Origin of the sequence: Chitinophaga sp. (assembly GCF_036569185.1) — a bacterium.
In the GTDB taxonomy this organism is placed as follows: Bacteria; Bacteroidota; Bacteroidia; order Chitinophagales; family Chitinophagaceae; genus Chitinophaga.
Genome location: NZ_DATCRD010000165.1, coordinates 1 through 9,803, shown reverse-complemented (window position 1 = coordinate 9,803; position 9,803 = coordinate 1). Strand labels below are relative to the sequence as shown.

Sequence of the window (9,803 nt, the reverse complement as noted above, 5' to 3'; positions counted from 1 at the left end):
GTTCTGACGGGAGGTTACTTCAAAATATCCTTCTCCCTCCAGCCATATTTCCCGGGCTTTATGTTCATCATATTTCACCTTACTGTCTACATTCAGCCATACCAGGCTTCCATCCGGCAGGGTGATCTTTTTAATGCCATTCCCCCCCGTTTGCTCCGTTACCATTGCTTTTGCAATCTGAGTCCCGGCACTGCGTTCGTGGGCCAGGTAAAAACCTCCTGCGGCAATGAGTAAAGCCACCGTAGCGGCCACCAACCAGCGAACAGACCTATGGCTCACTTTCATCCGTGGTGCGGCATCCTCCACCTGGCGGCTGATGCGCAGGAAGATCAGTTGCTCCAGCGCGGTACGTTGCTCCGGGCTGAATTGGGAAGTGAGGCCCGGATCATTTTCGAAAGACCTGTACCAACTGTCTACTTCACTGATTTCTTTATCAGTGGCAGTACCGTCCAGGTATTTATCCAATAATTCTTTTAACCGGGTGTTATTCATATCCATAAGTCTCTCTAACATTAGACACCTGAAAAATGGCTTACCGCCATTATCGGGCAAAATAGTTTGAAATTTGCCCGCACAACAGCAACAGCGATACCAGGCACCAGAACAGGAAATAATGGTATTGTTTCAGATGCGAGCGTAATATTTTCAGGGCTTTTACCATATGCTTCTCCACTGTATTCACCGAAATATTAAGCTGCCTGGCAATATGCTGGTAGGAAAGCTGCTCTCTCCTGCTCAGGTAAAATACTTCGCGGCATTTTTCCGGCATGCTGGCACAGGATTCATCGATGTGCCGCTGCAGTTCCTTCAGTTGAAGGGTGCTGGCAGCATCCGGCTGGTAAAGGCTACTATCATTCAGCACATGCTGCTGGTAAGTGTTACGCACCAGTTGTGAGCGTATATTATTCAGTACCCTGTTTTTTAGTGAGGTGTGCAGGTAATTACGAAGCGAAGTATTAAGGGAAATGGTATCTCTTTTCAGGTAAAGGTCTACCAAAAGGTTTTGAACAAGCTCCATGGCTGCTTCCTGCACTTTTACACGCCGGTAGGCGGCGTCCAGTAACTCCTGCCAGAAGCGTTTGTAGATATCCTCAAACGCGTCTTTGTGCCCCTGCTTCACCAGCAGGAACAACTCTTCATCTGTATACGTGGAAAAATCTTTTCGCATCGGCATCAATTCGAACTACGGGCTAATTTAATCGTTTCGCCACTATTTTCTTAATGCCGGTACGAAAATTACCGGCAGCCGCGTTTTCAGCGGCTGCTCAGTGAAAAAGGTTTATCCTCATTGGCAGTGCCCCGGTTAACCGCCGGTTGGTTGCCCATTTCCAGGTGAAGCACCCCGCCGTTTACAATATCGGCATGGCGCAGCCAGTTATGCGGCCAGGGTTTGCCGTTGAGCGTAGCTGATTGTATATATACATTCTCCGGGCTGTTGTTGCGGGCTTCCACTACAAATTGCTTCCCGTTTTCAAGTGTTATGGTCATCTTCGGGAACAGGGGGCTGCCAATCACATATTGATCCGTACCAGGACATACCGGATAGAAACCCATGGCGCTCATTACGTACCACGACGACATCTGGCCCTGGTCTTCATCTCCCGGATATCCATTTTCGTCTGCGCTGTATAATTTTTCCATCACCTTCCGTACATGCGCCTGTGTTTTCCAGGGCTGCCCTGCGTAATTGTAGAGGTAAATCATATGCTGTATTGGCTGGTTACCATGCGCATACTGGCCCATATTGGCATTCACCATTTCTGTCATTTCGTGGATCATTTGTTTGTACCAGCCTACGTTCACTTTATTGGGCGCGCTGAATACGGAATCCAGCTTTGTAATAAAAGGCGCATCGCCTCCCATCAGGCGGATAAGGCCTTGTATATCGTGGAACACCGACCATTGCCAGTGCCAGGCATTTCCTTCGGTGTAAGGGCCGCCCCATTCATAGGGATCAAAGTTTTCCAGCCAGCTGCCATCCAGCTTACGGCCGCGCATAAACCCGGTCACGGAATCGTACTGGTTCCTGTAATTATACATGGTTCGACCAAAAACATATTGATAAAAATTATTGCCGGTGAGCTTCGCCAGCTGGTAACCGCAGAAATCGTCGTATGCATATTCCAGTGTTTGCGAGGTGCTGCCATGCGATTCCGGGAAGCTCACATAGCCCAGCTGGTAATATTCCTTCCATCCTGCGCGGCCATTGGCGCCGCCCCAGGGGCCTTTGTTCATGGCTTCATGAAAGTAAGCGTCCAGCGCTTTTTTGGGGTCGAAGGTCCGGATACCTTTCACCCAGGCATCGGTTAAGAGGGAGATAGCGTGGTTGCCCAGCATACCGCCTGTTTCACCGGGAAACGACCAGGCCGGGAACCAGCCGCATTGTTGCTGTGCATCCAGCAGCGCCTGCATATAACGCCCTTCCATAGTGGGGTGCAGGATGGTGTTTAATGGGAACTGCGCGCGGAAAGTATCCCAGAAGCCATTATCAGTGTACATATAACCGTTATGCACTTTGCCGTCGTAAGGGCTGTAATAATAAGGTTCGCCTTTGCTGTTGTATTCAAAAAAGATATGTGAGAAAAGATTGGCGCGAAACAGGCAGGAATAAAAAGTGGCTTTATCTTTTTCTGATCCGCCTTCTGGCAGCACCCTGCCAAACAGGGTATTCCATACTTTTGTAGCCGCCGCTTTTGTTTGTTCCAGCTTCGTAAAGGATTTAAGCTCCTGCTGCCAGGTAAGCTCCGCCTGTTCCGGGCTGATATAGGAAGAAGCCACCCTTGCCTGCACGGTGGCGCCGTTTTTAAAACGGATATATGCGCCGGCGCCTTTTCCTTCTGCCGACAGGCTATCAGCAAAAACCCGGTTATTTATATTTTCCCAGGTACCGCTGGCTTCAAAGGGCTGATCGAACACGATAACGAAATAGTTCTTAAAGCCTTTTGGAATAAAGCGGCCGTTGGTGACGTAACCGGTGATCTTTCTTTCAGCCGGGAATATTTGTACACCGCTTAATGCGTTGTATCCGTCCAGCACCACGTAAGCCGGCTTTCTGGCCGGAAAGGAAAAGCGCAGGTGAGCACCTCTTTCCGTGGGCGATAATTCGGTAGTAATGTAATTATCGAAAGTTACCTTGTAGTAATCCGGCCGGGCTATTTCATTGGCATGACTGAACGCAGAGGCGCGTTCCTCTTCTCCTACAGTAAGTTTCCCGGTAACCGGCATGAGGCTGAACACTGCATAGTCGCCTACCCATGGGCTGCACTGGTGCGTTTGTTGAAAGCCCCTGATGGTATTTGCTTTATACTGGTATTTCCAGCCATCGCCGTTTTTACCCGTTTGTGCGGACCAGGCATGCATGCCGAAAGGCAGCGCCGTAGAGGGATGGGTATTACCATTGCTGAGTGCAAACTCAGAATTGGTACCTTGTAAGGTATTGGCATAGGATACCAGCTCTTTTTGCTGGGCTGCCGCTATCGTGGAACTGCAAAATAAAATCGTGAACAACCGGCGGGTGTTGCTGATACGTGGTAACTGCATTGTGTATAGATCTGCTTTACAACAAGACACCCACAGCGCCGGTTACCGCCATTGGCAGGGAATTTTATTATCAGCTGCCGTATTCTTTCTTTAATCTCTTTTCAAATATAAATGGCACAAAAGGTAACAGGGAACCCAGGAAAAAGCCGGTCACCCGGAGAAGGCTCCATCTGTATTTTATCCAGCAGGCAAAAAGTAAAACAACAAACAGGATAAATAAAAGACCGTGTGCCCATCCAAAGTATTTTACCGGTTCAGGAAAAGAGAACAGGTATTTCATCGGCATTGCTATGAATAATAAAATGAGATAGGAAATCCCTTCGATCAATGCTGTTTTACGATATAAGTTTATCATTTCAAAAAAATAATTCCCTGTTAAAATAATTGCCCAAAGGTAAGTCAGGGACTATATTTAATCTAAAATTCTTTGTGCGGAATCATAACAATAATTATATTCGCGGCGTGAAATGAATGCAATCATCAAACAGTTTAACCCTTTTCAAAAATAAAAACCTTTATTTATGTCTGTTTACGCACGATTCGGCTTCGTATGCGCTGTAAGCCTGTCATTTGCTCTGACCTCAAATGCACAATTAAAATTAAACACTAAAACGCTGGGCGCCGGCGCCAAAGCAGTAAAAGCTGCCACGCTTAGCGACGATGATGTGATCAGGTATACCAAAGAGTATATCCAGTGGATGGATGAGCACAACCCTGTAGCTCCTTCCGATGATCCGATGGCACAGCGCCTGAAAAAACTGACCGACCCTGTAACCGGTTATGAGGGTATGAATCTCAATTTTAAAGTATACCTGGTAAGGGACATTAACGCCTTTGCCTGTGCAGATGGCAGTGTGCGCGTGTGTGCCGGCTTATTACAAACCATGACCGATGATGAAGTGATGGGTGTAATAGGACATGAAATTGGCCATGTAAAAAACAAGGATTCCAAAGATGCGTTTAAAACAGCGCTGATGACCTCCGCATTGAAAGATGGGGTTTCTTCACAAGGCGGTACCGCGGGCGCCCTGAGTGATTCGCAGCTGGGCGATTTAGGAGAGGCAGTTGCCAATTCCGCTTATTCCCGTAACCAGGAAAGCCAGGCAGATAACTATGGTTATGAATTCCTGAAAGCCGCAAAACTGAATCCGTGGGGCATGTCTATGGCTTTTGAAAAGTTGTGGAAAGCATCGCAGGAAAATGGCGGCGGTAAAAAGAAAGGCTCCCAGTTATTCTCTTCTCACCCTGATACAGAGAAAAGAATGAACACCATGGCAGAGAAAGCAAAGAAAGATGGCTTTGAAAAGCCGGTTGTAGCTGCGAAATAATTTTTTTATGAAGATATAGCCAGGCGGGATCAATAGATATCCTTCCTGGCTATATTTTTTTTTAAAGAATACAATATACCTGGTGGTACCTGGCCTGAAGCTCGCTGTACACCTGCTGTTACCCACAACATGGAAAAAAACCGGCAATCTGCTCAAACTCTTCCACAATACTCTTCCTGCTTTTCCATGGCAACAGCTATTCCTCGTACAGGTATCATTTATGCAGTAAATTCCAAAAAGCCAGGATTATGTTTATAGAAGCAGCATTAAACGGTTCAAGGTCCAAAGCCGACCATCCCAACATCCCCATCACCACAGAAGAGCTTGTAGTCGCCGCCAAAAACGCGGTATTGGCCGGCGCCGGCGCCATCCATTTCCATGTACGTGACCACAATGGCAAAGAAACACTGGAAGCAGCCTTCGTAAATGAACAGGTTAAAGCCGTAAAGGCAGCCGTACCTGATATCCCTGTAGGCATCAGTACCGGCGCATGGATGGAACCAGACATCAGCAAACGATTGGAGCTGATCCGGCAATGGGAAATACTGCCCAATTTTGTATCCGTAAACGGGCATGAACCCGGGTTTGAACAGGTGGTACAGGCAATACTTGAGAAACAAATTGGTGTGGAAGCAGGGCTGAACAGTGCACAGGCGCTGGAAAACTTCATCAGCAGGGATCTGTTGAAAGAATGCTTCCGCCTGCTGATTGAGCCGGAGGAACAGGAACAGCACGCCGCCCTGGCCACCGTAAAAGCTATTGAAGATAAACTAACGGATAAACTTCCTCATCAAACGGTAGTGCTGCATGGTGTGGATAACACCTGCTGGGAACTGCTGGAAGTAGCCAAATATAAGGGCTACGACCTGCGGATAGGATTTGAAGATACCTTACATGATCCATCCGGCGCTGTTGCGGAAAGCAATGAAGCGTTGATAAAAGCGGCGTTTCACCAAAGTGCTTAAGTGTTTATTTCTCCTCCAGGCTCAGCACATTGGCGCCCAGCGGTTCTTCAAACACCCGTTCCAGCCGTTGCGGATGTACAATGATGGTGATCTCCAGCGACCCTGTGCCCACGGTACCACCAAGTATATGCCCTCCGAAGGCGCTAAAATCCTTACCGGTAACGGTTCCATGCGTATGCAGCGATACCTTTCCTTTCTGCCATGCAATGGACCCGTTCATACCGGACAGCTCCATATTATTAAAATCCTTAGGCTCATATTTCTTTGTATCCCGGTTAAAATAACCGAAAGTAACATTCACAAATCCAAATCCGCTGAAACTGGCTGAAGGGATCTTTTCCTTTTCAGCGAAGGCTTCCAGCTGTTTAAAAATATCATCTCCCTGCCTGAGCACCATCAGGTAACCGGTGCTGGTTTTAATGTAGCGGGTAGTGTCCTGCGCAATAGCGGTGGCCATGAAAAATAAGTTGAAGAGTAAGATGTATGTTGTTTTCATAACAACATGCACCGCATTTAACATGCCATCTGTACGCCTTCTGAAGTCATTATTACCCGTTGCATAGTGCCATCAGGGTTATAATGGAGATAGTCTATACATACAGAACGCCTGTGGCTGCCGCCGTTCTTCAACCCGCCATTATGATAAAAAAAATAAGACCTGCCTTTGAAATCAATAATTGCCGGCCGATTTGTTTCACAGTTTCCTGCCAGCTCATTCAGTATTCCTTTAAACTCCCAGGGGCCTTCTATACTGCGGCTCATGGCATAAGCTACTTTTTCGGGCATGTGGTAACCATAGGAAAGATAATACCAGCCATTGCGATAATGTATATGAGCGCCTTCTTCAAATCCCGGCAAATCTAATTTATTTATGGGGCCATCCAGCTCCAACAGGTTACTTTTCAGCCTGGCATAAAAGCATTGTTTATTGCCCCAGAAAATGTATGCCTGTCCGTTATCATCCACCATTACAGTTGGATCAAGGTTAGCTTTTTCATGCACATGGGAAGGCAACATATCCAGGGTAACCAGCGCTGATCCCCGGGCATCTTTAAACGGCCCGGCCGGGCTTTCCGATTCTGCTACGCCAATAGCAGATCCTTTAATAGAAGCATGCGCTACCGCTACATACCAGTAAAACTTACCGTTATGGGCTATTACTTTTGAGGCGTAGGCATTGCCACTTGCCCATGAGAAATCAGTGGCTTTCAACGGCACAGGATGTTCTGTCCATTCCACGAGATTGCCTGATGAAAAGCACAGCCAATCATTCATTATATATGCTTCAGTGCCTGGCGGCGCTTCATCGTGGCCGGTGTACAGATATACTGTATCATTATGGACCAGCGCGGTAGGGTCGGCGGTGAATTTATGGCGGATGATGGGATTGGCGGATTGCATGTTTTTTTTTGGGAGGAGAGCGATAATTGTGCCATTGGGGGTAATGTCACTCACTTTGCCATATTACTTCCTGTTTCTTTTTTATTATACCGGGCATTGAGTATCAAAAAAATGATTAATGGAATAATATTAATTCCAACTATCAAATCATGTTGACTGCTGTCGTAAGACAAATTAAACCTAAGACTAAAAATATCATATTTAACTCCAAAACCGAACTTCTCGCTATACAACAGGAAAGGTGCTACTTCCATCCCCAGTATTATTTTAAAGGAAACACTTAACAATCCCAATTGCACGATCTGGATAAAGTTCATCCAGATATTAAACAATAAATCGGTTTTCCTGATCGTTCTTCTGAACAGGATACAAAAATTGGTATATACATAATATATCAGAAAAATGACTATTAAAATCGCGATATATAACCGGCCATTTGTCATATCCCGACGGGCTTCTATAAGCGATCGGGTTAATGAAAATAAACTGACAATGCCTATTGTAATCTGATAAAGACTTATGAAAATTAGCATACTAGATTATTGCGGGCTTTTCTTAATATTATCAAAATCTCTTCTGGTGTAAAGAAACAGGTTTGTTATTCTTTTATTCCTTTTTCCCTTGCCTGTGTAATCCAAATATTAGCAATTCTTTCATTTTTCGGGGTACCAATTCCATAGTAGTAACATCTTCCTACTTCATATATTGCCTGCTGATCACCAGTTAATGCCGCATTCAGATAGCACTCAAATGCTCTTTTATAGTTTTTTCTAACTCCACTTCCATTTTCATAGCAAACAGCCAGATCAAAATAGGCACTACTATAGTTATCTTCTATAGAGTTCAAAAAATATTCAACCGCTAAAGCCGGATTTTTTTTCACGTATGTCCCATGCAGGTACCATGTGCCGAGAGCATAACGTGCCCCTGCATTTCCCAGACTGGCAGATTGCTGCAGAAAATCAAAGGAAATCTGTAAGTCTGGGGATTTCTTCTGCATTTCATTGAAGGCTTTTCGTAATAGAATATTTCCCTTTGCCATATATTCCTGTTTTCAGTAGGTTAAGTTAGGATGCTATCATTTTTCCAGCTTGCTACCGGCAAATACAAGCTTTTCTTTCAATTTTGCCTAAAGTTCTTTTGATGAAAGGTGTAAAATATTAATATCAACAGATATTTTGAACGCATTAGTATCAGACCAGGTAAAGCAGCCTGCCAGGTCGTCTTTAAATTATAACAAAGTATTGTTCGTCAAAAGAGCTATCAAATCCTCATCAAGCACCTGATTTGCATAACCTTCTGCAATGCCTATCGCGTCATAGATGTCTTTTAATAACTCAATGCCTTTTAAATTTAATGAGCACTGCAACAAGCCGTCAAAATTGATTATCGAATATGGTCTTTCAATATCAAAAAAAGAAGTACCCTTTAAAATTGACAATAACAAATCATTAGGTGAGTAAACCAGGGGAGCATTTTACCATTAACATCAACCAATAACTTATCTGTTTCATTCTCCGTAAAATCTGCTCCAAAAACTGTATAATATTTTTTGGCCTGCAAAAATAACCTCTAATAGATACTTTCCATATTTCTCCGAAGTACAATTAGTAGCTTTCATGTTTTTAGTAAAAATATCTGGCCTGCTGCCTTCATCAATTAAATGAACCTTCACCGGTTACTTCTGTGGCGGCCTAGCAGTCCTCATAAATAGGGAATACAAGTGGGTATTCAGGTGATATAAAATAATTTTTTTTAGGATACCCATCTCCTAAAAGAATTAACTCTTTTCCTGAAATAGGGCAGTATTTCCAGGTAAACCCTTCATTATAAGTTCTGTCCACGTCAAACCAATAATAGAGACGCCGGTCAGGCAATGTCTCATTAAGTTGAATCAACGCTGCAATCATCAACATATTAACTGGATCATGTATATTACAAACAGCATCGCTAACATCATTCAGCCAATCTCTATAAGCCTTTTCATACAAACATTTCCACTCATTAATATCAATATGGGTTAACAGCTTACTGTATAAGTCTGAATGCAATGAAACAGGTGTTTCATATTTTGCATTAAAAATTATTTCACTCTCCTGAGGGAGGTACACAATTTTAAATATTTCGTTATTTTTATGCATCACTTTGATCTAACTGGATAAATATATGCGCCATATTAAGTTTCTATTTCAAAGTACTGGAGGCTATACTACATCATCTAATTTATGATAAATATTTAAACTATAAAATATCCCAAAATAAAATCCCCCTCTATGCGAGAGGGGAACTGCTATATAGAAGACTCAAAATATAACCGCTATTTCCAAGGACAAGACCGTGTATGGGTACAATATGGTAAGTGTATGGTAAGTACTACACATAAACGTGTCCTAAGCAACCAGGAAGTAATCAAGAAGTACTCCCGCTTCCCCCTCCCCACCGGAAAATTTACCCCAATACTCCTTTTCTGCCAAAATTACCTCAAATTGCAGCCTTATCCACCATAACAGACATTGAGCACAACAAACCAAAAAACCGAAGAAAAAAGCCTTAAAAGAGGCCTCCAGAA

Annotated in this window: 10 protein-coding genes; 2 read left to right on the top strand and 8 right to left on the bottom strand. The window is 44.2% G+C overall.

Features of this window, described 5'->3' with window-relative positions:
- From VIM72_RS12450 to VIM72_RS12435, 4 genes are all read right to left on the bottom strand, one after another.
- On the bottom strand, window positions 1–513 hold a 513-nt coding region (locus tag VIM72_RS12450), incomplete at its 3' end, for a FecR domain-containing protein (RefSeq protein WP_332003158.1).
- Between the two features lie 28 nt (window positions 514–541).
- Entirely contained in the window at window positions 542–1,168 is a 627-nt protein-coding gene (locus VIM72_RS12445) for an RNA polymerase sigma-70 factor (RefSeq protein ID WP_332003157.1), read from the bottom strand.
- An 86-nt stretch (window positions 1,169–1,254) separates the two neighbouring features.
- Entirely contained in the window at window positions 1,255–3,540 is a 2,286-nt protein-coding gene (locus tag VIM72_RS12440) for a GH92 family glycosyl hydrolase (protein ID WP_332003156.1), read from the bottom strand.
- Window positions 3,541–3,610: 70 nt separating this feature from the next.
- Window positions 3,611–3,895, bottom strand: coding sequence for a DUF3817 domain-containing protein (locus VIM72_RS12435; protein ID WP_332003155.1), 285 nt, complete (start codon window positions 3,893–3,895; stop codon window positions 3,611–3,613).
- Window positions 3,896–4,061: 166 nt separating this feature from the next.
- Between VIM72_RS12435 and VIM72_RS12430 the strand changes: the two genes are divergently transcribed.
- Window positions 4,062–4,868: a M48 family metallopeptidase gene (locus VIM72_RS12430; protein WP_332003154.1), complete on the top strand. Its 807-nt coding sequence runs from the start codon at window positions 4,062–4,064 to the stop codon at window positions 4,866–4,868.
- A gap of 248 nt (window positions 4,869–5,116) precedes the next feature.
- On the top strand, window positions 5,117–5,833 hold the full coding sequence (locus VIM72_RS12425; protein ID WP_332003153.1) for a 3-keto-5-aminohexanoate cleavage protein: 717 nt from the start codon (window positions 5,117–5,119) through the stop codon (window positions 5,831–5,833).
- Between the two features lie 4 nt (window positions 5,834–5,837).
- Here the strand turns inward: VIM72_RS12425 and VIM72_RS12420 are convergent, their stop codons facing one another.
- The 4 genes from VIM72_RS12420 to VIM72_RS12405 form a co-directional block, all read right to left on the bottom strand.
- Window positions 5,838–6,329 (bottom strand): PPC domain-containing DNA-binding protein, encoded by a 492-nt coding sequence (locus tag VIM72_RS12420; protein WP_332003152.1) that lies wholly within the window; start codon window positions 6,327–6,329, stop codon window positions 5,838–5,840.
- Between the two features lie 17 nt (window positions 6,330–6,346).
- On the bottom strand, window positions 6,347–7,234 hold the full coding sequence (locus VIM72_RS12415; RefSeq protein ID WP_332003151.1) for a glycoside hydrolase family 43 protein: 888 nt from the start codon (window positions 7,232–7,234) through the stop codon (window positions 6,347–6,349).
- 598 nt (window positions 7,235–7,832) lie between these two features.
- Window positions 7,833–8,276 carry a tetratricopeptide repeat protein gene (locus tag VIM72_RS12410; protein ID WP_332003150.1) on the bottom strand — a complete coding sequence of 148 codons (444 nt, stop codon included), beginning with the start codon at window positions 8,274–8,276 and terminating at the stop codon, window positions 7,833–7,835.
- A 652-nt stretch (window positions 8,277–8,928) separates the two neighbouring features.
- Window positions 8,929–9,375, bottom strand: a complete 447-nt coding sequence (locus VIM72_RS12405; RefSeq protein ID WP_332003149.1) for a hypothetical protein — start codon at window positions 9,373–9,375, stop codon at window positions 8,929–8,931.
- Between the last annotated feature and the right edge of the window lie 428 nt (window positions 9,376–9,803).

What these genes read in the sequence shown, in the direction of transcription:
- VIM72_RS12445 (WP_332003157.1), bottom strand. Translation starts at nt 1,168, where the DNA reads ATGCGAAAAGATTTTTCCACGTATACAGATGAAGAGTTGTTCCTGCTG.
- VIM72_RS12440 (WP_332003156.1), bottom strand. Translation starts at nt 3,540, where the DNA reads ATGCAGTTACCACGTATCAGCAACACCCGCCGGTTGTTCACGATTTTA.
- VIM72_RS12435 (WP_332003155.1), bottom strand. Translation starts at nt 3,895, where the DNA reads ATGATAAACTTATATCGTAAAACAGCATTGATCGAAGGGATTTCCTAT.
- VIM72_RS12430 (WP_332003154.1), top strand. Translation starts at nt 4,062, where the DNA reads ATGTCTGTTTACGCACGATTCGGCTTCGTATGCGCTGTAAGCCTGTCA.
- VIM72_RS12425 (WP_332003153.1), top strand. Translation starts at nt 5,117, where the DNA reads ATGTTTATAGAAGCAGCATTAAACGGTTCAAGGTCCAAAGCCGACCAT.
- VIM72_RS12420 (WP_332003152.1), bottom strand. Translation starts at nt 6,329, where the DNA reads ATGAAAACAACATACATCTTACTCTTCAACTTATTTTTCATGGCCACC.
- VIM72_RS12415 (WP_332003151.1), bottom strand. Translation starts at nt 7,234, where the DNA reads ATGCAATCCGCCAATCCCATCATCCGCCATAAATTCACCGCCGACCCT.
- VIM72_RS12410 (WP_332003150.1), bottom strand. Translation starts at nt 8,276, where the DNA reads ATGGCAAAGGGAAATATTCTATTACGAAAAGCCTTCAATGAAATGCAG.
- VIM72_RS12405 (WP_332003149.1), bottom strand. Translation starts at nt 9,375, where the DNA reads ATGCATAAAAATAACGAAATATTTAAAATTGTGTACCTCCCTCAGGAG.